This window comes from Bradyrhizobium sp. HKCCYLRH1030, assembly GCF_051168395.1.
Classification (GTDB): domain Bacteria; phylum Pseudomonadota; class Alphaproteobacteria; order Rhizobiales; family Xanthobacteraceae; genus Bradyrhizobium.
Genome location: NZ_JBNPUY010000008.1, coordinates 57,665 through 77,470, shown reverse-complemented (window position 1 = coordinate 77,470; position 19,806 = coordinate 57,665). Strand labels below are relative to the sequence as shown.

Genomic DNA, 19,806 nt, shown 5'->3' with positions numbered 1-19,806 from the left:
GTCACGTCGGCTTCACTTTGGCGGTCTTGTGATCGAGGAAGGCGCGGATGCGATTCTTGGCCTCCTTGTCGCTCTGCGCGACGGTGGCCATCAGCGATTCCATCAGCAGGCCGGTCTGCGGATTGGCCTCGGCGATCATCGGCAGCGCCTGCAGCACCGCGAAATTCGTCAGCGGCGCGTTGTTCGCGATCTTCGCCGCCAGCTCCATCGCCTTGGTCATCGAGGCGCCGGCCTCGACCAGATATTGCGCGAAGCCGTAGGACGAGCCTTCGGTCGCCGAATAGACCCGGCCGGTCAGCATCATGTCCATCATGCGGGCGACGCCGATCAGGCGCGGCAACCGCACCGAGCCACCGCCGCCGACGAAGATGCCGCGCTGGCCCTCGGGCAGCGCGAAGTAAGCCGACGGCTCGGCAACACGGATATGCGCGGCGCAGGCGAGCTCGAGACCGCCGCCGATGACGGCCCCCTTCAATGCGGCGATCACCGGCACGCGGCAATACTGGATGCGGTCGAACACGCGATGCCACATCTGCGAGTGCACCAGGCCTTCGGTGGCGTCACGTTCGCGCAGCTCGGAGAGATCGAGGCCGGAGGAGAAATTGTCGCCGATCCCGTGGATCACGATGCAGCGGACGCCGTCAGGCAGGCTGGTGAAGCACTCGCCGATGGCGAGGATGATGCCGTCATTCAGCGCGTTGCGCTTGGCCGGGCGGTTGAGCCCGATCGTCAGGACGGCGCCCTGCTGTTCGATCTGCAGCAGAGACGGATCGCCCGCTGGCGTGGCGGTGTCGGCGTTTCCCATCGCTTGATTGTGTCCTGTTCAGAATAGTTATGTTTTATAACGATCTCGGCAGGAGTCAATAAGCGGTGGCCGAGATCGTATTGTGCAATGCGAAACGAACGGCGAACGATGCGGGGGCGGCGCATGTCGCATCGTAAGGCGCGTCAGCACAAAGGCAAATGACATGATGCGGCGTTCCCGCGGCGGATTCGCGCCCGGGGCTTGCTGATCACGTTCACCCTCAAATGCAGAGGGCGCAGGGAAGGCCAGGCGCCGGCTGACGCCTGCGGCCCGCCTGCTGAAAAAATGCAGGCGGCAGGTACCACAGGTGCAGCCGGGAACGCCCGGCGGGCTCAAGCGGTGGTCTTCACGCTTATACGCAGTCTCCCTGGTGCACCGGCTTGTTGGCCACCATGATCCGCGCGGCGCGTTGGCGCCATCGCGAACGTAACACCGGCAACGGGGTGTCAGGACGCTGCGACTTCACGTCCGCGTCACATCATTCGTCCGCGCGCCCGAAGACACGCTGCGACATGATCGCGGCCACCGCTCCCCGCCCCGCGTGTCGTGACGATCGCGCGCTACGCCCCTCGGCTTGGGACGGGATGGCGAGAGGAAATCACGTTTTCCGATAACGCGCAAGATATTTATTTTTATCAGAATATGCCGGGAGGCTGGCCGGAGTCCCGGGGCGACTTCCGAGATGAACGGCCAACAACATTGCATTCAGGGTGGCTTCAAAGCGCGCCCTATAGAACGTCATCGTCACCACACTTCCCAATGGAGGGGACCATGGTTTCGCTGAAGACATCTCTCGCTGGCGGCGTCGCCGCGCTCGCCGTCACCGCCACCCTGCTCGCCGGCGCGGCGCCGGCTCAGGCGCATGACGGGCGCAACGCGGCGCTGATCGGCGGCCTGGTGGCCGGCGCTCTCATCGGCGGCGCGCTGGCGGCGGCGTCGGACGCGCAGGCGTATGAGCCTGCGCCGGTCTACCGGTCCCACTATCGCGACGCGGCGTATGACGGCTACGGCTACGGCTACGAGCGCTACCGCTATGTGCCGGCTCGCCACTATCGCAATTGCGACCACGACGGCTACGGCCGGGCTTCGAGCTGGGACGACGAGGATTAGTCGTAGGTCTACCGAATACGAAACCGTCGCGACGAACAGCCGTTTCAACCAGTTGCTCCGTCATGCCCGGGCTTGTCCCGGGCATCCACGTCGTTCGGAGCATGCAGAACCACGTGGATGCCCGGGACAAGCCCGGCCATGACGATGTGGAGACAGGCAAGCCCTAAACTCCCGACCGCTTTATGCGATCGCCCTTCGCAAGGAGAGCGTAGCCTACAGCACCACATACACGTCGATGATGACGCGATCGGCATGACGGGCGGCGGAGCCTATGAAGACGTGCTCCATCAGCCAGCGATACTTCTCGTGGCCGGTCTCGAAGCGCGGGTGGGTGCGGAAGTAGATCAGCCTGGGGTCCACCGGCTCGCCGCGCTTGAGCTTCTGCAGCAAGTCGACTGGCCCGAAGCGGATGCCGCGGTTCTCGACGTAGATGGTCGCGCCGTCGTCCGTCTCGAAGGCGTATTTGGCCTCGAGGTCGATCAGCTCGTTGGGGCGGATGATCTGGAAGTCGGCGCCGAAGTTGCAGATCCTGCCGCTGATGCCCTCACCGGCGCGGCCGGGGCCCTTCACCTCGCCGCCATGGATCGGGATGATCCGGCGCACGCCGATGCCGGTCTCGCCGGCACTGGTGACGTCGCCGATCATCACGGTGAGGGTGAAGACGTAGCGGGTCTCGAGGATCGGAGTCGTCATCAGCGGGCCATCATCTGTTGCGGCAGCCAGGTGGCGAGCAGCGGGAAGGCGATCAGGATCACCAGCCGGATCAGGTCGGTCGCGACGAACGGCAGCACGCCCTTGAAGATGGTCGAGAACGACACGTCCTTCACCACGCTCTTGATCACGAACACGTTCATGCCGACGGGGGGATGGATCAGGCCAAGCTCGACGGTCATCACGATGATGACGCCGAACCAGATCGGATCGAAGCCGAGATGCGAGATCACCGGGAAGATGATCGGCACGGTCAGGATGATCATCGCCATCGCGTCCATCAGGCAGCCGAGGACGAGATACATCACCATGATCAGCGCCAGCACCCCGTAGGGCCCGAGGCCGAGACCGGTGAGGAACTCCGTCACCTTCTGTGGCGTCTGCGTCACCGTCAGGAAGTAGCCGAAGATCAAGGCGCCGATCAGCACAGTGAACACGGCCGCGGCGGTACGCGTCGCCTGCAGCAGCGAAGCCAGGATCTTCTCCTTGTTCAGCCGGCCGGTGAACACGCCGATCAGGAACGCGCCGGTGGCGCCGACGCCGCCGGCTTCCGTCGGCGTGAAGCGCGGCAGGAACGGAAGACCATAGAGACCGCCGATCACGAACAGGAACAGCAGCACCGGCGCCCAGATGCCCTTCAGGCCCGCGATGCGCTCGCGCCACGGCGGCGCCTCGCCCCTGGGCAGGAAATCCGGCCTGACACGGCCGATCACCGTGATGGTGATCATGTACATGGTCATCGCCAAGAGGCCGGGGATGATGCCGGCGATGAACAGCTTGCCGATGTCCTGCTCGGTGATGATGCCGTAGACGGCGAGCACGGTCGACGGCGGCAGCATCGCGCCCAAGGTGCCGCCAGCGGCGATGACGCCGGTGGCGAAGGATTGCGGATAGCCGAAGCGGCGCATCTCCGGATAGGCCACGGCCGAGAAGGTCGCGGCGGTCGCCACCGACGAGCCGCAGATCGCGGCGAAGCCGCCGCAGGCCGCCACCGTGGCGATGCCGAGCCCGCCGCGCAGATGGCCGACGAAGCCGTTGGCGGCGCGGAACAGCTCGCGGCTCATGCCCGAGTTGGACACGAACGTTCCCATCAGCAGGAACATCGGGATCACGCCGAACGTGTAGTCCGTGACCGTGCGCATCGAGGTCTGGCCGACCAGCTTCAGCGCCGCCGTACCGTTGACGAGATAGGCGAAGCCGGACACGCCGACGAGTCCCATCGCCATGCCCACCGGCACGCGCAGCAGCATCAGCGCAAACAGCGCAACGAAGCCGATGACGGCAACCGCATCCGTGCTCATGCGGCACTACTCCGTGGGCTTGACTTGAGGGTCATGAATCTCCTCGGGGTGGAAGATCAGGCGATAGGTCCGGATGGCGATCAGCAGCACCGCCGAAACGTCGCCGATCCAGGCGACGGCGAAGAACGGCCAGGTCGGCATGTGCAGATCGAAGGTGAGGACGTTGTCCTCATAGGTGCCGCGCACCTTGTCGAACAGGGTCCAGGTCTGCACCGTGACGACGAACAGCAGTACCAGCGTTGCGAAGATGTCGATCCAGCGCTGATAGCGCGGGCCGACATTGCCCCAGATGAGATCCACGGTGATGTGGGTGCCGCGGTATGACGTCGCAGCGATGCCCCAGAAGATCAGGATGCCGAGCAGCATGCGCCCGATGTCGAAGGAATCGGGGATCGAATAGTTCAGCGTGTTGCGGAGTAGCACCGACAGGAAGATGTCGAGCGCGACGATGCCGACGAAGAACGCGGCGATCCACTCGATCCCGTCGATGATCCGGTCCATGAAGGCGCGCTGCATGGCGTCCCCGTGTCAGAAAGCTTGGTGGTTATGGTGGATGCGAAGCGAGCTGCTGCGTAGCAGTCGGTGGGCCCCCTCGCCCCGCTTGCGGAGAGAGGGTTGGGGCGAAGAGGTACAAGTCTAACGGACGACACCACCCGTGCGTCTGCCCTCACCCCGGCCCTCTCCCCGTAAGAAACGGGGAGAGGGAGCGCACCGTCCGCCGCGCAAGAGCTTGGGGGGATGAAAAGAAGCTACTGCGCCAGCGCCTTGTACTTGGCGAGCGAGGCCTTCAGCTCGGTCATGGCGGCCTCGGCATCGACGCCGGTCTTCTTGACGCCATCGGCCCAGGTCTTGAACAGCGGCTCGGAGGCCTTTTTCCACAACGCGGTCTGCTCCGGCGTCAGCTTGTAGACCTCCTGGCCGGACTCGGCCTTGATCTTGTCGACGCCGGCGTCCTCAAACTTGCCCCAGGGCTCGCCGACCTTGCCGGCGGCCTCCGTGTTGCAATTGTCGTCGATCGCCTTCTTCTGCATCGCCGACATCTGGTTGTACTTGTCCTTGTTCATGACGAACACGAAGGTCGTCACGTAGAACGGCGCATCCATGTGGTACTTCGTGACCTTGTCGACTCCGAACAGCACCAGCGAGCCCGCCGGAAAGGTGACGCCGTCGGCGACGCCGCGCTCGATGATGTCGCGCACTTCCGGCGCCGACGACTGCACATTGGTCCCGCCGAGCAGGGTGACGAAATTGGCGATCGTCGCATCGGCCGGGCGGATCTTCATGCCCTTGACGTCCTCAGGCACGACGACCTTCTTGGTGCGGGTGTGGAAGGCCGACGGCGTGTGGACGAAGGCGAGGCAGTACTTGACGTCCTTCATCTCCTTCTCGGCATATTTGCGATACCACGCGTCCAAACCTTCCGAGCCGCCCTTGGCGTCGGAAATCAGGAACGGCAACTCGCCGGCGCCGATGATCGGGAAACGGCCAGGCTGATAGCCGGGATTCACATAAGTGACATCGGCGATGCCGTCGCGCGCCATGTCATAATGGTCGAACGCCTTGCCGAGCTGCTGGGCCGGGAACACCTTGCCCTTGATGGTGCCGCCCGAGGCCTTTTCGACCGACGCGGCCCAATCCTCCAGCGCCTTCTGCAGCGGATGGCTCGCCGGCACCCAGTGCGAGATCTTCAATTCGAATGTCTTGTCCTGCGCGAGCGCGGGGGTCACACCGGCGGCCAGAGCCAACGCCAGAAGCGTCTTCCTCATCGGGATCGTCTCCTCCATCAGTGGGCCTTCGAGGGCCCTTTGCTTCATTGTTATAGCATATAAGCATCATTGCAAGCGCGGCAGCAGGTTGGCCACCAGTGCACGCGCCAAGCGGAGCCTAGCGCGCCCGCCAGCGCAAGTCTGGCAGACGAAAGTTGCAGGCCCGTGGCCATTTCATTAACACGTTAAGGATCTCGCCTGCACCCGAAATTGCACGGCGGGAGCATCGCACCACGAAATTGCCGCAGGGCCGCACCGGACGCCCGGCGACATCGCGCGCGACCCATCCGCGTGCATCCGACGCGCAACGTGTCAAACGCCCGCGCAAAAGACGTTTGAAACTTTGTAGGCGGTGCAAAATCCGCGCTGATGTCGTTGACTGCGGACATCGCCAGCAACGATCGAGACACTCATGAGCAGCGTCCCCGCCGGATTCGAACCGCATTTCCGCAAGAGCCCGTTCACCGATCCCTGGGAGCCGCTCTACGCCAAGAAAACCGACAAGGCCGTCATCCTCGGCCTGCGGCTCGCCACGCCGCACACCAATTCGCGCGGGCTGATCCATGGCGGGCTGATCGCATCGCTGGCCGACAATGCGATGGGCTATAGCTGCGCCCAGGCGCTTGGCTGGAAGGCGTCGCTAGTGACGATCAACCTCGCGGTGGACTACATCGGCAGCGCCGGGACCGGACAGTGGCTCAGCGTCGAGAGCGACGTCATCAAGAGCGGACGCACCGTCTGCTTCGTCCAGAGCCTGGTGCTGGCCGACGACGCCGTGATCGCGCGTGCAAACGCGACCTTCCGGGTGGTGCCGAAGAAGGGGTGATCGAAACCGCCGTTCTTTCGCATCAAGACCAGTATCGCACCAAGGTCGGCGCAATCGCATCCACTCGTCATTCCGGGTTCAAGGCCTTCGGCCTTGCCCCGGAATGACGGGGTGTGGCGTCGTAGTCGCTTTCAGTCGAAACGCCAGTCGCAGGTTGCGGTGATCAGGTCGATGAAGGCGCGCACTTTGGCGGAGAGCAGGCGGGAGCTCGGAAACACGATGTGGATCGGGAGCGGCGGAGGCTCGTATTTCGCCAGCACCCGCTTGAGACGGCCGCCGCGCAGCGTGTCCGCTGCCTGATAGGCCATCACCCGTGTCACGCCGCCGCCCGCCTCGGCATACTGGATCGCGGCGTCGGCATTGTTGGTGACGAGCCGCGGGCTGACCGCCATCCGCAGTTCCCTGCCGTCCTTGACGAAGCGCCATTCGTCGGACGGACCGAACTGGATGGTCTGGTGCTTCGTCAGCGCCTCGGGCGTCCGCGGCTCACCATGGACCTTGAAGTAGGCGGGAGCTCCGACCACGATCCGGCGCATGCTGCCGACCTGGCGGGCCACGAGCGACGAATCGCCGAGATGCCCGATACGAACGGCACAGTCGACGCCGTCCTCAACCAGATTGATCTGGCGGTCCTCGAGCCGCAGCTCGGCCGCGACCTCGGCATAGCGGCTCAGATAAGCGGCCATGACCGGACCGACATGGAGCCGGCCGAAGCCGACGGGCGCCGAGACCACCAGCCGCCCCACCGGCTGCAGGCGCTCGCTCTCCGCGGCGCGCTCCGCCTCCGCCAGATCGGCCAGGATGCGGCTGGCGCGGTCGAGATAGCGTCGTCCGGAATCGGTCAGCGTCACCGAGCGCGTCGTCCGCTGCAGCAGGCGGACGCCAAGATGCGATTCGAGCGCGGCGACCAAACGGGTGACCGCCGATGGCGACAGCTTGAGCCGGCGCGCCGCCGGTGCGAAGCCGTTCAGCTCGGCGACGGTGACGAAAGCCTGCATGGCATCGATGCGGTCCATGGGATTATTGCAGCATCTGCAACGATCCAATGTCAACTGGCCAGATTATTTCCGAAGGGGATTGGGACCATATTGGCTCCACGGCGGCAGTCACTGCCGCAGCGACAAGGAGTCATTGCGATGACCCAGACAACCATCCAGGCACCCGGCGACGTCATGTTCTCACCCGCCGCCAAGGCGATCCAGGCGCGCAAGGGGTCGCGCGAGAGCTACGCGCATGTGGAGCGGAGCCGCGGCTTTCGCCACGAGGTCGACGCCGATCTCGCCGGCCGCCTCGCCGAGGCCACGAGCTTCTATCTCGCGACCGCCTCGGCCGACGGCCAGCCCTATATCCAGCACCGCGGCGGACCGAAGGGCTTTCTCAAGGTGCTCGACAGCCACACGCTGGCCTTCGCCGACTTCAGCGGCAACCGGCAATATATCACCCAGGGCAACCTGTCGGAGAACCCGCACGCCTACATCTTCATCATGGACTACGCGCATCGCCGCCGGGTGAAGATCTGGGGGACGGCGCGGGTGGTGGAGGATGATGCCGCGCTGACGGCCTCGCTGATGCCGAGAGGCTACAAGGCGCGGCCCGAGCACGTCATCCTGTTCACGATCAGCGCGTGGGACACCAACTGCCCGCAGCACATCCCGCAGAAGTTCGACGCGGCCGACGTCGCGGAAGCGCTGGCCGTTCGCGATGCTCGCATCGCGGAGCTCGAGGCCGAACTGGCGCGGTTGAAGGGCGAGAGCAAGCCCTCCGCCTAGGTCCTGCGCGCTGCGGGCCGCGCCTTTGGCTTGTTAGTCATTCCGGGTTCAAGGCCTGCGGCCTTGCCCCGGAATGACGGTGAGTGGGACTCGACTGACCGGCTCAGGCGGCCTCGGCCGCCCTGCCCCATTCGAACTCCGGAAAATATTGCGCCATCATGCGCTCGGCATAGGCGACCAGATTGCCGAAGCTTTCGGTGCGGCGGCGCAGCTCGGACTCGAAGAACGGCGTGAGGATGCCGGCGACGACGGCGAACGCCGTCGCATCGGTGCCGCAAGGACGATCGCCCATCAGATAGGGCCGGTCGCCGAGCTGCACCGACAGCGCGCGCAGCGAGCGTGCGGCGAGATCGACGTCCTCGTCCGGCGCGTGGCGGCCGAGCCCGGAGATCAGATAGTTCTCGGCGACGCGAAACTGCGCGTCCTCGCGCAGCTTCTCGCGCTTGTCGGCCGGCACGCCGTCGAAGAAGTGGGCCGGCCCCTTGGCGAAGTTGACCGGATCGACCCAGCGCGCCCCGACCAGCGCGAAATACAGGTGATGCTCGATCATACGCTCGAACCCCCAGGCCTGCGCCCGCGCGCGCACGTCGAGCCCATGATCGAAGTCGAAGCCATATTTGCGCTCGACATGGGCGCGGATGAAGGTCGAATCGGCGATCAGCTCGCCGCTGTCGTCGATGAAGGGCAGCTGCCCCTTCGGCGATGCCGGCGGCATCGCCCGCTGCTTCCGAAAAGCGAGGCCCGCCATCTTCAATTGCACCTCCGTCTTGGTGACGAAGGGGCTGATCTCCGGCAGGCCGAAGCCCGCGCCCAAACCGAACAATGTGATCATGACAGCACTCCCGACTTCCTGAGCAGACGCCGGACGCTACGAGCATGCTGCTGCCACCATGGTGTCAGCAGCGGCAGTAGCGTGGTGGCAAGGCCAAGGCCATAAAACATCATCATCGACATCACCCCTTCAATCTCGTTGTTGGCCCGGTATAAGGACAGGCTGCTGCCAGCATCCTGTCAGCATCGGCGGGGGTGCTCGCCCATGCAGGACACACCATGAGACGCGCCGACCGGCTATTCCAGATCATCCAGGTGCTGAGACGCACGCGCCGCCCATTGACGGCCGATGCGATCGCGGCCGAGCTCGAGACCTCGAAGCGCACGATCTATCGCGACATCGCCACCCTGATCGGCCAGCGCGTGCCGATCCGCGGCGAGGCCGGCATGGGCTACATCCTGGAGAAAGGTTTCGATCTGCCGCCCTTGATGCTGACGCCGGACGAGATCGAGGCGGCGGTGCTTGGCGCGCAATGGGTCGCGGTCAACGCCGACCCGGTGCTGGCGCGCGCGGCGGAGGACCTGATGGCCAAGATCGCCGACACCGTGCCGGAGCGGCTGCGGCCATTCGTGCTGGAACCGGCGAGCCGCGCGCCGCGGCCGTGGATGCGCGAGCCGGACCGCATCGACATGTCGCGCACGCGCTCGCAGATCCACGAGGGACGCAAGATCAGGCTGCGCTATCGCGACGAGCAGGGCCGCGACAGCGAGCGCGTGATCTGGCCGATCGCGATCGGCTATCATGACGCGGTGCGCATCCTCGCCGCCTGGTGCGAGCTGCGCCGCGACTTCCGCAGCTTCAGGACCGACCGTGTCGTCGAGGCGGATTATCTCGACGACAAATATCCCGAAAGGCGCGAGGCGCTGCGCGCCAAATGGCGGCGCAGCCTGGTGTGGGAGGTTCCCAAGGATGTCTGAACCGATGTCTGGCGAGACTGACAGCAGCCCCTGTCAGAGCTGCGGCGCGTGCTGCGCCTATTCGTCGAACTGGCCGCGCTTCACGATCGAGGAGGATGCCGCGCTCGACCTGATCCCGGCCGAGCTGGTCAACGAGCGGCTGTCGGGCATGCGCTGCGACGGCAACCGCTGCTGTGCGCTCGATGGCGAGATCGCGCGCGCCGTGGCGTGCCGGATCTACGCGATCCGCCCCGAGGTGTGCCGCATTTGCATGCCGGGTGACGCCGAATGCGCGATGGCCCGGCGCAAGTTCGGGCTGCCCGTGCTCGCCTGAGCAGAGGCAAGGAAGACGGGGAGTCAGGCCGTGACCGGCTCGGGGCTGTCGTCGAGATCGTCCTCGAACGGCTTCATCACCGAGAGTGGCTTGGTCGACAGCGAGATTGGCTTGCGGCTCGAGGTCGCGCCGGCCGGACCCGCCCGACCGCCGCGGGACTGCGCATACAGCGCCGATCCGACCCGGCCACCGAACTGCGACAGGACCTGCTCGCTGCACGTGGATGCAATCGCAAGCGCCAGCGGGTGGAGATGCGTGCGCCGGTAACAGAATAGCGCCAGCATGGCCCTCACATCGGCGGAGACGCTCTCGACCAGCGCGGGTAGCCCGTTGGCGTCGGCACGGTAGAGCTCACCGAGAAGCTCGTCGCCGACCGGGCACGAATCGCTGTCGAACGCATCGCGGCTTTGAAGCATCGGTTTGATTGCCATGACGCGACGATGCAGCGCGAATCGCTAATGACCGGTTAACCAAACCGAACGGTCGTCCCACCCCCGGCTTGACACGGGACTGCCGCGGTCGGTGCGGCTTCGCCGCGACGCACCGCGGCCGAACGCTCAGCCGTTTGCGGCCATGAAGATCGAGAGCCCGAATCCGGTGAGGTGATGCAGCGCCTGGTCGACGCCGATCAGGGTCCAGAACCAGGGGTGCTCGGTATTCATGCCGAACCGCGACGAGCAGATGCCCTTGATGCGATCGATCGTGATGTGAATGGCGAAGTCGATCACGGCGACGAACCAGAATCTCGGCGCGACGATCAAGATCAGGACCATGGCGACGGCGAGATGGATCAGGCAGTGCACCAGCAGCGGCAGCGCCCAGCCCTTCCGCTGGTCCTTGCCATAGGCCATCCAGGCGTTCTGCAGCACGAAGTCGCCAATGATGTGCTTGAAGGTCAGCAGCAGCATCCAGCCGACCAGCGCACCAACCGGAACCTGCGACGACAAAGAGGGAAAAGACAAAGCTGACGCTCTCGCTACGACTAACCCTTGGAACCAACCCTTGGACGCACGGGGAACTGGAGGCGTTCAGCGCAATCTGATGAGAATACCCGGCCAATTCGACGCGTATGCGACGCTTATGACATCTCCGGTAGCGAATTGCACGCGAAAGGGAACTTCAAATCGCACCTTGCTACCCTTCGCGGCAATCCCGCCGGGGGTAAGGTTACCCACGCCGCGGCGCATCCGGCGGCAACCGTCGCCGCGGCGACGTCATTCCGCGGCGTTGGTCTTCGGCACTGAGAGCGCCCTCGCCCGGATCTGCGCGATGGTCCGCTTCAGCGCCCCCTGTCCCGGCTCTGCCAGCGCAACGGCGCGCGCCTCGGCGATGGCGGAGGCGAGATCCGAGATCGGCAGGACGCCATCGAAGGTGGGCTTGGCCAGGCCATCGATGATGGCATGCCAATCAGCGAGACCCTGCCGGTAGCCGTCGCCCTGCCCCTGGATCATGGTCGCCGTCGCGATCACGGCGGGCGCCGCCGCAGGCTGCTTGTCCAGCGCGCGCGCGATCATGTGCAGCCACCGCTCGGCCCAGGCGCGCTCCTCGCCATAGCGCACCGACTGCAGCCGCCAGCGCCGCAGGCCGGCCATCAGCTTGAGGCGGCGAATGGCCAACCGCGATCGGACCGAAAAGCGGACCTTGACCCGGCGCCGACCTAACCAGCCGATCTGCTCGAAGGCTGCCAGCAACGATTCCGCCACGGCTTGCGGCAGCGCACCGATCAGCTCGTCGAGGCGAAACCTCCTGACGTCGTCGCTCTCGCGTCCCCCCGGGCGCTTCCCCATGTCGAGGCTGATCAATCTGAGCTGGGCGATCCGGATCGGATCCTCGTAGGCCATGCGGGCGGCCAGCAGCTGCGCGATCTGAGACAGCATGCCGGCATCGACGTTCGATCTGCGCACGAACCGCTTGATGCGATCGACATAGAGCTGCGCGTAGCTCGCGCCCTGATACTCCATCAGCAGATGGATGCCATCGCTCACCGCCGGCACGGCGGCGTCAGGAAGGCCCTGAGGCAGAAAAGGCGGCTCGCCATCGTCGACGCCGATGACGTCGGCGAACAGATATCGCAGCGAGGACCGGACGCTTTCCACTGGGCTTCAGACTCCCCGGATCACGCCGGCTTGGCGACGGGCGCCGGCGCGGTGGTCTGTTGCGCCAGCCGCCGCTCGAGCGTTTCGATGTTCTGGAACAGCCGGGCGCTGGCGAGGCGCAGGAAGTAGAAGGCGAAGGCGGGGTTCTGGACGTAGAGCTGCTCGACCTGGTCGTAGGAGACCGACAGGATCAGACCGCCCTCGACGCATTCCAGCGTCTGCGTGCGCGTATTGGACGGCGAGATCATGCCGAACTCGCCGACAATCGCACCGACCGGCAGCTCGATACCGGATTCGACCAGGCGGAAGCGGCCACTGACGATGTAGTACATGCTGTCGGCCTTCTCGTCCTTGTAGAACAGCACCTCGCCTGGACCGCATTTGCGCTCGGTCATGAACGGCTTCAGCCATTCCATGGAGAGGTCGCTGTTGACCGACTGCTTCACGTCGCGGACCAGCTGCAGCATCTGGTGGAGCCGGTAGCTGTTGAGCGGCAGCAGCACCCCGTGCAGGATCAGAACCGGGTAGTTGTGCATCGGCACCGCGGTCGCGATCAGGACGATATTGGTGAGGATGGCGAATACCCGCAGCGGAATCATCGTCCGCATCGACAGCGTGGCGACCACGAAGATCGAGGCGAAGAGGCTGCCGGCGGCGCCCGCATGTTCGACCAGGTGTGAGGTATCCATCGGGATCAACCAGACTCTTGGGACGCAGGAGGGCGGACGCTCGGTTCCGAGCCTCCTTTTGCCTAATTTAGCGTGTCCATGCCGACCTCTGATATACGGCGAACAGACGACGTTTGAACCGGTATTTGAGCCGGTACGGAAAAATTCCCCGGTCGAAGTAGAACGGTTGGACCTGCCGGATGACGCTGCAAAACCGATCCACCCGCATCGTTGACGGGATTCCCCCGATCGGGGCACCTTGACGCCGCCGCGATCTCCTGCGGCTCTGAGATCAGCGACTGACGCCCGCCCGCAATGACCAAACCGCAGCGCCCTGCCCTGGCGGCATTCGTCACCGCGCTGACCGGACGCAACATGACCAGAGCGGCCTATGTGGCCGTGGCGCTCGGCATGAGCGCCATGGTGTTGTTGACGATGGACCCCGCCTACGAGGCCGGGGGGCGCTGGATCATCGCCCTGCTGTGGGGATGCCTTGTCTTTTTCGTCGTCGAATGGGCCGCTCGGGTTCAGCAGGCGGTGCGGGCGCATCGCGCCGCCGCCTACCTGATGTCGGGCCGGGGACTGCTGGACACGCCCTCCGCCCTCGCCGTGCCGGTTGCGCTGGTCTCGGGCATGGAGTCACGCACCGCGTGGCTGCTGGCGGTCATCTGGGTGCTCAAGGTGATCCCCGGCGTGCCTGGCCTGCGCCAGCTCCGCCGGGTGCTCGTGGTCGAAGCACGCCCGCTGCTGTCGGTGCTGGTGCTGTTCCTGCTGGTGCTGTTTCTCGGATCGGTCGCCGAATACGCGCTCGAACATGACGAGCAGCCGGCCACCTTCGGCACCATCCCCTCCGCGCTATGGTGGGCCGTCGTGACCCTCACCACCACGGGCTATGGCGACGTGGTGCCGATCACGCCGCTCGGGCGGGTGGTCGCCGCCACGGTGATGATCTCCGGCCTCGGCGTGTTCGGCCTATGGACCGGCATCCTGGCGACCGGCTTCGCCGCGGAAACCCGGCGCGACAACTTTCTGAAGACCTGGGAATCGGTCAGCAGGGTACCGTTCTTCGCCAGCCTCGGGCCCGCCACGATCGCCGACGTCGCGCAGATGCTGCGCACCATCGACCTGCCGCCGCGCGCCACCGTGATCCGCAAGGGCGAGCCGGGGGACTGCATGTATTTCATCGCCGCCGGCGAGGTCGAGGTCGACCTTCCCGGCAAGAAGGTCCGGCTCGGCGAGGGCGCGTTCTTCGGCGAGATGGCGCTGCTCGGGAACAACCTGCGTTCGGCCGACATCAGCACGACCGGACTGTCGAAGCTGCTGGTCCTCGACCTCGTCGATTTCCGCGTGCTGATGGCACGCCACCCCGATCTGGCGCAGAGCATCGATGCCGAGGCCAGGCGCCGAACCATGGAGAACAGGACATGACGACTGGACGGACCAGCCAGGCCGATGACGCACCGAGCATGCCGCTCCTGACCATCGACGGCGCACGCGCCACCATTCGGCTCAATCGTCCGCAGCATCTCAACCGGCTCCAGCCAGAGGATCTCGGCGAGCTGCTGGCGCTGTTCGACCGGGTCGAGGCCAACGCCGCCTTGCGCGTGCTGGTCCTGACCGGCACCGGGCGGGCGTTCAGCGCCGGCTTCGACCTTGGCGCCATCGGCGCAACGCCGGCGGATACGGCCGAGGCTTCCAGCCCGGCATTCGAGGAGGTCGTCGACCGGCTGGAGGACCTCGCGGTGCCGACGATCTGCCGGCTCAACGGCGGGGTCTATGGCGGCTCGACCGATCTGGCGCTGGCCTGCGATTTCCGGATCGGGGTCGATACCAGCGAGATGTTCATGCCGGCAGCGCGGCTCGGGCTGCACTACTACCCGAATGGCATCAAGCGCTACGTGTCCCGCCTTGGTATCGACAATGCCAAGCGTCTGTTCCTGACGGCGGAGAAGATCGACGCGGCCGAGATGCTGCGCATCGGCTATCTCACCGGCGTGGCGACGGCCGATGCGCTCGACGCGGAGGTCGACCGGCTGGCGGCCATTCTGGCCGGCAACGCCCCGCAGGCCATGCGCGGCATGAAGCGCGCCATCAACGAGTTTGCACGCGGAGCCCTCGACGATGCGGCGGCTCGTCGCAGGCATCGGGACAGCATGAGCGGCGCCGAAATCCAGGAAGGCATGAAATCGTTTGCAGAGAAGAGAACGCCGAAATTCTGAGCGCAGCCGCGCCCCGAACTGATAAATTTTGCATGCAAACGTCTGTATCCCGCCGGTGTTCTGACACACGCTCAACGAACTATCGACCTGAATCTCCAATTTGCGGTTGACAGCCTTTTGTCCGTGGCTAGCTTGAACCACGGGCGGAGACTTTCACATGCAAGTGATGGACGCGTATTGGGGACGACGAGCTCTGGAGTACGTCGATGCGATCGAAGCGTCGAAGACCAGCGCGAGCGTACTCTCCCAGTTCGAGAAGATGATCAGCAACCTGGGCTTTCACGCCTACATCATGGCCGGCGTGCCGACCTCGGGCCAATCGCTGCAGCAAACCATTCTCGCCAACGGCTGGCCGCGGGAATGGTTCGACATGTATGCGCGCGAGCAGTTTCACCGCTGCGATCCGATTCCGCGGCACTGCATCTCGACATTGAATCCATTTGCGTGGTCGGAGGCTCCCTATGACCGCGAGGACGAGCCCGGCGCGCACGAGGTGATGACGCGCGCGAAGGACTTCCGATTGAACGAAGGCTTCTGCGTTCCCATCCACTACGACGATGCCGTGGGCGCCGTCAGCATTGCAGGCGAAAATCCGAATCTCGCTCCCGATGCGCGGGGCGCGCTGCACCTGATCAGCATCTTCACGCACAGCAGGCTTCGCGCACTGGCGCGCTCCGCCGCGAGCAACCAGAGCCGGCGCCTGTCGCGAATCGAGGCCGAGGTGCTGGGCTGGGCGGCGCGCGGCAAGACCGCGTGGGAGACGGCGCGCATCCTCGGTGTCTCCGAACGCAACGTCCGGTGGCATCTGGAAGAAGCACAGCGCAAGCTAGCAACCAAGAACAAGACGGCGACGGTTGCGACCGCTCTTGTCAACGGCGAGATCTCGATCTGATCTGTCGTTTCTCCCACTGGATCAATTCGAGCGCATCGGCAATCTGCAAACCCCAATTTGATTCAGACGACCGGGGGTTTCGATGCCTGAGATTCATGTCGTTCGAAAAGATAATCGCGCTCTGTACGAGAAATATTTCGATCCGTATTACCGGCTGCGCCACGAGATCTACGTCAAGCAACGCAAGTGGATGGCACTCGATCGTCCCGACGGGCGCGAGATCGATCAGTTCGACACCGAGGATTCGGTCTATCTGTTCTGCATCGACAACGGCCAGTTGATCGGCTCGATGCGCGCGGTGCCGACGCAGTTGCCGACGCTGATGAGCGACATCTTCCCGTATCTGAATCTGCGCGGCCCGATCCAGCGCCCCGACGTCTACGAACTGTCGCGCATCTTCGTGATCCCGGAGCGCCGCGGCGAGCATGCCGGCCCGCGGATCGACATGCTGCTGCTCACCGCAATCATGGAGTACGGCATCTCGATCGGGTTGACCGGCTTTTCGATCGTGCTCGAAACCTGGTGGCTGCCGCGGTTCGAGAAGTGCGGCTGGAAGGCGCGGCCGCTCGGCGTACCTCACATGATGGACGGGATGTCGGTGATGGCCGTGCTCGTCGACTGCGATGAAACGACATGGAAGTCACTCTGCGAGCAGATCGGCCTGACGCGGCCAACCCTCACGTGGCAGGGGCTCGAAGACGTCAGCCGCCAGGCCCTGCCGGATATCTTTCTTCATCTTCCACCAGCCGCTCAGCCAGCGCAATGATCTGTTCCCTGTGCCGCTTCAGCCTGAGCTTATGGAAAGCCTTCAAGAGGCGGTGACCAAGGAGCGTCGCCTCGTCCACCTCGAGGGCATAAAGGTTGGACGGCGTGTTCATGGAATCCATCGCTGACACTTCAGGTTTTGAGCCGTGACTGAACCTTCAATCGAGAAGATCATCGAGCGTCTGCAATTTTGCATCGTTGACGCTCGGGCGATGCAACTCAAAATGTTAGAGAGAATTTTGTCAATATCATTGCTTGAAGCCCACGAGCTGAAGGAAAAGTGCGCGCCCAATTCGACCAACAGCAGCCATTAGCGCTCCTGCACCGACTCTCGCAACACGTCCGGTCCTGCAGCGGCGCGTCTCGACTGGTGCATCGCAGACACAAACTGTTGATTTCAGGGCGCCTTTCGATGTGAAGGTCGGACAGGAGAGCACGAGCATCGTTGCCGAAACGCGCTCGCCGAACGTGGACGACACCTCGGCAAAATCATGGTGCCGCCGCCGCAGCCGCTCCCTGTTCAGCAAACTCGGTTTACAAAAAATGGACTCGTGGGGCATCTCGCCCCCTCCGGAGTCCCGGATAACGGAACTCCGCCGGCAACAAATACGCGCGTACGACCTACGGACGGGAAGTCATTCGTCGTGAAAGCGGACCGTTTCGGCGACCGTGGCGCGGCTGGTGCGGTAGGAGTTGGCCTTGTCACCGAGATCGGGACAACCGAACGAGATGCCGCAGACCACCTTGCGGTCGGCGCCAAGCCCGAAGTGCTGCCGCACCACGTCGGAGTGAAACGCGAGCGCCGCCTGCGGCACGGTGGCAATGCCGAGCGCCTGCGCCGCCAGCATGAAGCTCGTGACGTAGCCGCCGCAATCAATCGCGCCATAGGTGCCGAGCGCCTCGTCGCTGTGGATGACCGCCACATGCGGCGCGCCGAAGAAATTGTAGTTCTCCAGCGCCTGCCGGGCATAACCCGCCTTGTCGCCGCGCGGGATGTCGAGCGCGTTGTAGAGCTGGAAACCGCTCTCGCGCCGCCGTTCCAGATAGACGCCGGTGTATTCGCGCGGGAAAGGAAAGTCGCCCGACGCCGCCTTGCCGCTGGAGGCCGCCGCATACATCACCTTCCGGAAAGCCTCGGTCGCCGCACCAGAGGTGATCTCGACACGCCACGGCTGGCTGTTGCACCAGGACGCAGTTTTTTGCGCCGCCGTCAGGATGCGCTCGATGGTCGCGCGCGGCACGGGCTCGGGCCGGAACCTGCGGCAGGAGAAGCGCGCGGCCATCAGCTCTTCGAGAATGGTGATGGGATCCTGCTCTGACTTTGGCGCCGCAGATGACATGACAACCTTCCGTACAGTTCGACCGGCGACGCTCGCTTTGTGCTCGCCCTCCACCCCCGTCTTTCCGGACCGGTCGCCACAGCGACCGCCCCCGGAAGACGGCCGTCGTGATGCCGTCGGATCAGCTGCGCCCCTTGGTCGGCACCTTGTTGAACGGCACGTCCTTGTCGACCCGGATGTCACCGGGCAGACCGAGCACGCGCTCGGCGATGATGTTGCGCAAGATCTCGTCGGTGCCGCCGGCGATGCGCATCGAGGGCGAGGTCAGCAGCATCTGCTGAAACTGGCCCTGCGTCACCGTCTCGTCCGCGCCGGTCAGCACGCCAGCGCCGCCTTCGAGATCCATCGCGTAGGTTGCGATATCCTGCAGCATGACGCCGGCGACCAGCTTGCCGATGGAATTCTCAGGTCCGGGCCGCTCGCCCTTGGACAGCGCCGAGATCGCGCGGTAGCTCGTGTATTTCAGCCCGCTGGCCTTGACCGCCCACGACGCCAGTTTCGAGCGCGTGGCGCGATCGTCGATGGCGAGTCCGCTCTCGGTCATCAGATTGGCGCAGAACTCGAACATCTCCGGGAAGCCGGTGGCGAGCCGCGCGCCGATCGACATGCGCTCGTTCATCAAGGTGGTCAGCGACACGTTCCAGCCGTCGCCGACCGCGCCAAGGCGCTGCGAGTCCGGGATCACGACGTCGGTGAAATAGACCTCGTTGAACTCCTGCATACCGTTGGCCTGCTTGATCGGGCGGACCTCGACGCCCGGGCTCTTCATGTCCAGGAAGAACATCGTCAGGCCCTTGTGCTTGGGCACATTGGGATCGGTGCGCGTGATCAGCAGGCCGTAATCCGAGTAGTGCGCCCCCGACGTCCAGATCTTCTGGCCGTTGATGAGCCAGTCGTCGCCGCGCTTCTCGGCGCGGGTGCGCAGGCCAGCGACATCGGAGCCGCCGGCGGGCTCGGAGAACAGCTGGCACCAGATCTCCTCGCCGGAAGCGAGCTTCGGCAGATAGCGCCGCTTGTGCTCTTCGCTGCCATAGGCCATCACGGTCGGGCCGCACATGCCCTCGCCGATCTGGAACGGCTGCGTCAGCTTGCCATAGACGCCCTCCTCCTGCTGCCAGATCACCCGCTCGATCGGCGTCGCGCCGCGGCCGCCATACTCCTTCGGCCAGTGCAGGCAGGCCCAGCCGGCATCGGATTTCTTCTTCTGCCAGGCCTTGCCGACCTCGACGATGTCGGCGTGCTTGAGCCGGATGCGGCCGAGCGAGGAGCTCGCGAGCTCCTCCTCCAGCTCCCTCGGCGCGTTGGCCGCGATCCAAGCGCGCGCGGTGTCGCGAAAAGCGGCTTCCTGCGGGGTGTCGTCAAAGTTCATGCCTGACCCTCACTTGATATGCGTAGGGCGGGGGTTGGCCGAAGGCGTAACCCGCCACTTGATCAGCGTTGTACGAGCTAGCGGCGGGTTACGCTGCGCTAACCCGC

Annotated in this window: 22 protein-coding genes; 9 read left to right on the top strand and 13 right to left on the bottom strand. The window is 64.8% G+C overall.

Annotated features, from left to right (window positions below; translation table 11 throughout):
• Nucleotide 1: 1 nt before the first annotated feature.
• Entirely contained in the window at nucleotides 2–805 is an 804-nt protein-coding gene (locus ACQR1E_RS23065; RefSeq protein WP_434841739.1) for a crotonase/enoyl-CoA hydratase family protein, read from the bottom strand.
• Nucleotides 806–1,576: 771 nt separating this feature from the next.
• Between ACQR1E_RS23065 and ACQR1E_RS23060 the strand changes: the two genes are divergently transcribed.
• The gene (locus ACQR1E_RS23060; protein WP_434897614.1) at nucleotides 1,577–1,915 is read left to right on the top strand and encodes a hypothetical protein; all 339 of its coding nucleotides are present in this window, start codon (nucleotides 1,577–1,579) and stop codon (nucleotides 1,913–1,915) included.
• A 213-nt stretch (nucleotides 1,916–2,128) separates the two neighbouring features.
• On the opposite strand, the gene ACQR1E_RS23055 is transcribed toward ACQR1E_RS23060, so the two are convergent.
• The 4 genes from ACQR1E_RS23055 to ACQR1E_RS23040 form a co-directional block, all read right to left on the bottom strand.
• Entirely contained in the window at nucleotides 2,129–2,608 is a 480-nt protein-coding gene (locus ACQR1E_RS23055; RefSeq protein WP_434897613.1) for a DUF3237 domain-containing protein, read from the bottom strand.
• Complete coding sequence (locus ACQR1E_RS23050) at nucleotides 2,608–3,927, bottom strand: TRAP transporter large permease (protein WP_315713755.1); 1,320 nt, start codon at nucleotides 3,925–3,927, stop codon at nucleotides 2,608–2,610. Before ACQR1E_RS23050 ends, ACQR1E_RS23055 begins: the two co-directional genes overlap by 1 nt.
• Nucleotides 3,928–3,933: 6 nt before the next feature.
• A complete protein-coding gene (locus ACQR1E_RS23045; protein ID WP_315713754.1) occupies nucleotides 3,934–4,443 on the bottom strand; it encodes a TRAP transporter small permease in 510 nt (169 codons plus the stop codon).
• A 233-nt stretch (nucleotides 4,444–4,676) separates the two neighbouring features.
• The gene (locus ACQR1E_RS23040; RefSeq protein WP_315713753.1) at nucleotides 4,677–5,693 is read right to left on the bottom strand and encodes a TRAP transporter substrate-binding protein; all 1,017 of its coding nucleotides are present in this window, start codon (nucleotides 5,691–5,693) and stop codon (nucleotides 4,677–4,679) included.
• A 412-nt stretch (nucleotides 5,694–6,105) separates the two neighbouring features.
• Here ACQR1E_RS23040 and ACQR1E_RS23035 point away from each other — a divergent pair, with 412 nt between their 5' ends.
• Complete coding sequence (locus ACQR1E_RS23035) at nucleotides 6,106–6,519, top strand: PaaI family thioesterase (protein WP_315713752.1); 414 nt, start codon at nucleotides 6,106–6,108, stop codon at nucleotides 6,517–6,519.
• Nucleotides 6,520–6,650: 131 nt separating this feature from the next.
• Here ACQR1E_RS23035 and ACQR1E_RS23030 read toward each other — a convergent pair whose 3' ends face one another.
• On the bottom strand, nucleotides 6,651–7,535 hold the full coding sequence (locus tag ACQR1E_RS23030; protein WP_315713751.1) for a LysR family transcriptional regulator: 885 nt from the start codon (nucleotides 7,533–7,535) through the stop codon (nucleotides 6,651–6,653).
• Between the two features lie 120 nt (nucleotides 7,536–7,655).
• Between ACQR1E_RS23030 and ACQR1E_RS23025 the strand changes: the two genes are divergently transcribed.
• Nucleotides 7,656–8,288, top strand: a complete 633-nt coding sequence (locus ACQR1E_RS23025; protein WP_315825940.1) for a pyridoxamine 5'-phosphate oxidase family protein — start codon at nucleotides 7,656–7,658, stop codon at nucleotides 8,286–8,288.
• A gap of 103 nt (nucleotides 8,289–8,391) precedes the next feature.
• Here the strand turns inward: ACQR1E_RS23025 and ACQR1E_RS23020 are convergent, their stop codons facing one another.
• Complete coding sequence (locus ACQR1E_RS23020; protein WP_315713749.1) at nucleotides 8,392–9,120, bottom strand: glutathione S-transferase family protein; 729 nt, start codon at nucleotides 9,118–9,120, stop codon at nucleotides 8,392–8,394.
• Nucleotides 9,121–9,338: 218 nt separating this feature from the next.
• Here ACQR1E_RS23020 and ACQR1E_RS23015 point away from each other — a divergent pair, with 218 nt between their 5' ends.
• Together ACQR1E_RS23015 and ACQR1E_RS23010 are read left to right on the top strand one after the other, a co-directional pair.
• On the top strand, nucleotides 9,339–10,037 hold the full coding sequence (locus tag ACQR1E_RS23015; RefSeq protein ID WP_315713748.1) for a helix-turn-helix transcriptional regulator: 699 nt from the start codon (nucleotides 9,339–9,341) through the stop codon (nucleotides 10,035–10,037).
• The gene (locus ACQR1E_RS23010) at nucleotides 10,030–10,350 is read left to right on the top strand and encodes a YkgJ family cysteine cluster protein (RefSeq protein WP_315713747.1); all 321 of its coding nucleotides are present in this window, start codon (nucleotides 10,030–10,032) and stop codon (nucleotides 10,348–10,350) included. The genes ACQR1E_RS23015 and ACQR1E_RS23010 overlap by 8 nt, the downstream gene beginning before the upstream one ends.
• Before the next feature lie 23 nt (nucleotides 10,351–10,373).
• Here the strand turns inward: ACQR1E_RS23010 and ACQR1E_RS23005 are convergent, their stop codons facing one another.
• From ACQR1E_RS23005 to ACQR1E_RS22990, 4 genes are all read right to left on the bottom strand, one after another.
• Nucleotides 10,374–10,766, bottom strand: coding sequence for a hypothetical protein (locus ACQR1E_RS23005; protein WP_315714362.1), 393 nt, complete (start codon nucleotides 10,764–10,766; stop codon nucleotides 10,374–10,376).
• A gap of 141 nt (nucleotides 10,767–10,907) precedes the next feature.
• Entirely contained in the window at nucleotides 10,908–11,258 is a 351-nt protein-coding gene (locus tag ACQR1E_RS23000; RefSeq protein ID WP_315714361.1) for a DUF3307 domain-containing protein, read from the bottom strand.
• A gap of 306 nt (nucleotides 11,259–11,564) precedes the next feature.
• Nucleotides 11,565–12,446 (bottom strand): DUF6537 domain-containing protein, encoded by an 882-nt coding sequence (locus ACQR1E_RS22995; protein ID WP_315825939.1) that lies wholly within the window; start codon nucleotides 12,444–12,446, stop codon nucleotides 11,565–11,567.
• A gap of 20 nt (nucleotides 12,447–12,466) precedes the next feature.
• The gene (locus tag ACQR1E_RS22990) at nucleotides 12,467–13,135 is read right to left on the bottom strand and encodes a Crp/Fnr family transcriptional regulator (protein ID WP_315713745.1); all 669 of its coding nucleotides are present in this window, start codon (nucleotides 13,133–13,135) and stop codon (nucleotides 12,467–12,469) included.
• A gap of 294 nt (nucleotides 13,136–13,429) precedes the next feature.
• Between ACQR1E_RS22990 and ACQR1E_RS22985 the strand changes: the two genes are divergently transcribed.
• From ACQR1E_RS22985 to ACQR1E_RS22970, 4 genes are all read left to right on the top strand, one after another.
• Complete coding sequence (locus ACQR1E_RS22985) at nucleotides 13,430–14,542, top strand: cyclic nucleotide-gated ion channel (RefSeq protein WP_316201494.1); 1,113 nt, start codon at nucleotides 13,430–13,432, stop codon at nucleotides 14,540–14,542.
• Nucleotides 14,539–15,333: an enoyl-CoA hydratase/isomerase family protein gene (locus tag ACQR1E_RS22980; protein WP_316201496.1), complete on the top strand. Its 795-nt coding sequence runs from the start codon at nucleotides 14,539–14,541 to the stop codon at nucleotides 15,331–15,333. Before ACQR1E_RS22985 ends, ACQR1E_RS22980 begins: the two co-directional genes overlap by 4 nt.
• A 157-nt stretch (nucleotides 15,334–15,490) precedes the next feature.
• A complete protein-coding gene (locus tag ACQR1E_RS22975; protein WP_315713742.1) occupies nucleotides 15,491–16,225 on the top strand; it encodes a LuxR family transcriptional regulator in 735 nt (244 codons plus the stop codon).
• Nucleotides 16,226–16,307: 82 nt separating this feature from the next.
• Complete coding sequence (locus ACQR1E_RS22970) at nucleotides 16,308–16,991, top strand: acyl-homoserine-lactone synthase (RefSeq protein ID WP_315713741.1); 684 nt, start codon at nucleotides 16,308–16,310, stop codon at nucleotides 16,989–16,991.
• 634 nt (nucleotides 16,992–17,625) lie between these two features.
• On the opposite strand, the gene ACQR1E_RS22965 is transcribed toward ACQR1E_RS22970, so the two are convergent.
• Nucleotides 17,626–18,273, bottom strand: a complete 648-nt coding sequence (locus ACQR1E_RS22965) for a nitroreductase (protein ID WP_316172756.1) — start codon at nucleotides 18,271–18,273, stop codon at nucleotides 17,626–17,628.
• Between the two features lie 178 nt (nucleotides 18,274–18,451).
• On the bottom strand, nucleotides 18,452–19,699 hold the full coding sequence (locus tag ACQR1E_RS22960; protein WP_316167346.1) for an acyl-CoA dehydrogenase: 1,248 nt from the start codon (nucleotides 19,697–19,699) through the stop codon (nucleotides 18,452–18,454).
• Between the last annotated feature and the right edge of the window lie 107 nt (nucleotides 19,700–19,806).

What these genes read in the sequence shown, in the direction of transcription:
- ACQR1E_RS23065 (WP_434841739.1), bottom strand. Translation starts at nt 805, where the DNA reads ATGGGAAACGCCGACACCGCCACGCCAGCGGGCGATCCGTCTCTGCTG.
- ACQR1E_RS23060 (WP_434897614.1), top strand. Translation starts at nt 1,577, where the DNA reads ATGGTTTCGCTGAAGACATCTCTCGCTGGCGGCGTCGCCGCGCTCGCC.
- ACQR1E_RS23055 (WP_434897613.1), bottom strand. Translation starts at nt 2,608, where the DNA reads ATGACGACTCCGATCCTCGAGACCCGCTACGTCTTCACCCTCACCGTG.
- ACQR1E_RS23050 (WP_315713755.1), bottom strand. Translation starts at nt 3,927, where the DNA reads ATGAGCACGGATGCGGTTGCCGTCATCGGCTTCGTTGCGCTGTTTGCG.
- ACQR1E_RS23045 (WP_315713754.1), bottom strand. Translation starts at nt 4,443, where the DNA reads ATGCAGCGCGCCTTCATGGACCGGATCATCGACGGGATCGAGTGGATC.
- ACQR1E_RS23040 (WP_315713753.1), bottom strand. Translation starts at nt 5,693, where the DNA reads ATGAGGAAGACGCTTCTGGCGTTGGCTCTGGCCGCCGGTGTGACCCCC.
- ACQR1E_RS23035 (WP_315713752.1), top strand. Translation starts at nt 6,106, where the DNA reads ATGAGCAGCGTCCCCGCCGGATTCGAACCGCATTTCCGCAAGAGCCCG.
- ACQR1E_RS23030 (WP_315713751.1), bottom strand. Translation starts at nt 7,535, where the DNA reads ATGGACCGCATCGATGCCATGCAGGCTTTCGTCACCGTCGCCGAGCTG.
- ACQR1E_RS23025 (WP_315825940.1), top strand. Translation starts at nt 7,656, where the DNA reads ATGACCCAGACAACCATCCAGGCACCCGGCGACGTCATGTTCTCACCC.
- ACQR1E_RS23020 (WP_315713749.1), bottom strand. Translation starts at nt 9,120, where the DNA reads ATGATCACATTGTTCGGTTTGGGCGCGGGCTTCGGCCTGCCGGAGATC.
- ACQR1E_RS23015 (WP_315713748.1), top strand. Translation starts at nt 9,339, where the DNA reads ATGAGACGCGCCGACCGGCTATTCCAGATCATCCAGGTGCTGAGACGC.
- ACQR1E_RS23010 (WP_315713747.1), top strand. Translation starts at nt 10,030, where the DNA reads ATGTCTGAACCGATGTCTGGCGAGACTGACAGCAGCCCCTGTCAGAGC.
- ACQR1E_RS23005 (WP_315714362.1), bottom strand. Translation starts at nt 10,766, where the DNA reads ATGCTTCAAAGCCGCGATGCGTTCGACAGCGATTCGTGCCCGGTCGGC.
- ACQR1E_RS23000 (WP_315714361.1), bottom strand. Translation starts at nt 11,258, where the DNA reads ATGCTGCTGCTGACCTTCAAGCACATCATTGGCGACTTCGTGCTGCAG.
- ACQR1E_RS22990 (WP_315713745.1), bottom strand. Translation starts at nt 13,135, where the DNA reads ATGGATACCTCACACCTGGTCGAACATGCGGGCGCCGCCGGCAGCCTC.
- ACQR1E_RS22985 (WP_316201494.1), top strand. Translation starts at nt 13,430, where the DNA reads ATGACCAAACCGCAGCGCCCTGCCCTGGCGGCATTCGTCACCGCGCTG.
- ACQR1E_RS22980 (WP_316201496.1), top strand. Translation starts at nt 14,539, where the DNA reads ATGACGACTGGACGGACCAGCCAGGCCGATGACGCACCGAGCATGCCG.
- ACQR1E_RS22975 (WP_315713742.1), top strand. Translation starts at nt 15,491, where the DNA reads ATGCAAGTGATGGACGCGTATTGGGGACGACGAGCTCTGGAGTACGTC.
- ACQR1E_RS22970 (WP_315713741.1), top strand. Translation starts at nt 16,308, where the DNA reads ATGCCTGAGATTCATGTCGTTCGAAAAGATAATCGCGCTCTGTACGAG.
- ACQR1E_RS22965 (WP_316172756.1), bottom strand. Translation starts at nt 18,273, where the DNA reads ATGGCCGCGCGCTTCTCCTGCCGCAGGTTCCGGCCCGAGCCCGTGCCG.
- ACQR1E_RS22960 (WP_316167346.1), bottom strand. Translation starts at nt 19,699, where the DNA reads ATGAACTTTGACGACACCCCGCAGGAAGCCGCTTTTCGCGACACCGCG.